This is a genomic window from Thiolapillus sp. (genome assembly GCF_048562965.1).
Taxonomy (GTDB): domain Bacteria; phylum Pseudomonadota; class Gammaproteobacteria; order Chromatiales; family Chromatiaceae; genus Thiolapillus; species Thiolapillus brandeum_A.
Window position 1 is genome coordinate 1 of the sequence record NZ_JBHNMF010001104.1, and the last position, 883, is coordinate 883.

Below are 883 nucleotides of genomic sequence, written 5' to 3' on the forward strand. Positions count from 1 at the left end.
ACGTCTTCAGAGAATTTAATGGGCATAATCGATACTCCAAATGGGATTTCAGTGGTCTAATATTAGCACCAGTTAAGAGCACCATCTACAAGAACCTTCAGCTCGCTTAATCAAAACAGGGTAAGCGCCCAAGAATCCACACCTGTTTTCCCGACCTGACCCCGTGCAGACTTTCTCCTGAAATTTCACGACACAGGAGAAATCGATGGACATGTCTGATGCCACCGAAGGCGCGTCATTCTGGCAGTCACACATTGCGGCCTGGCAACAATCTGGCCTGACGCAGAAAGCCTACTGCGAACAGCAGGAGCTGCGGTATAGTACCTTTGGCTACTGGGTCCGCAAGCTACGCCGGGCCGCCGAACCGGCAACAAAGAAGAAGGGGGCGGGCTTTGTGCCGGTGATCCCGGCCACGGTACAGCCCACCGGCCTGACCCTGAGCCTGCCCAACGGCCTGACGGCCTGGAGATCCGCGGCATCGAAGCAAACAACCTGGGTCTGGTGCGTGATCTGCTGGGGATGCTGGCATGAAGTACCGCAAGCGTGTCTTCGGCCTCGTGATAGATTTTGGGACATCCCAGTCCCCAAAATCGACTCGGCCTTTGACAACCTATTTGTGCCCCAGCCGTCCTGGTCACCCAGCACTACGCAACAACTTCGCAAGCTCGTTGCTGCTCCGTACTTGTCTCCCAATGACTGGACGCCGCGTTTGGATGCCTACTTTGCTTCCCCTCTGGCGCTATGCGCACGACGGGTAAGCAGTGCGTAAGCGCCCAAGAATCCACACCTGTTTTCCCCACCTGACCCTGTGCAGACTTTCTCCTGGAATTTCACGACATAGGAGAAATCGATGGACATGTCTGATGCCACCGAAGGTGCGCCG

At 55.6% G+C, this 883-nt stretch carries 1 protein-coding gene; it reads left to right on the forward strand.

Going from position 1 to position 883, the window contains the following annotated elements:
• Window positions 1–205 precede the first annotated feature (205 nt).
• A complete protein-coding gene (tnpA, locus tag ACOCD2_RS22600; RefSeq protein WP_419626181.1) occupies window positions 206–769 on the forward strand; it encodes an IS66 family insertion sequence element accessory protein TnpA in 564 nt (187 codons plus the stop codon).
• Window positions 770–883: the final 114 nt, after the last annotated feature.

Coding starts and splice junctions, on each gene's coding strand:
- tnpA (WP_419626181.1), top strand. CDS start 206: ATGGACATGTCTGATGCCACCGAAGGCGCGTCATTCTGGCAGTCACAC.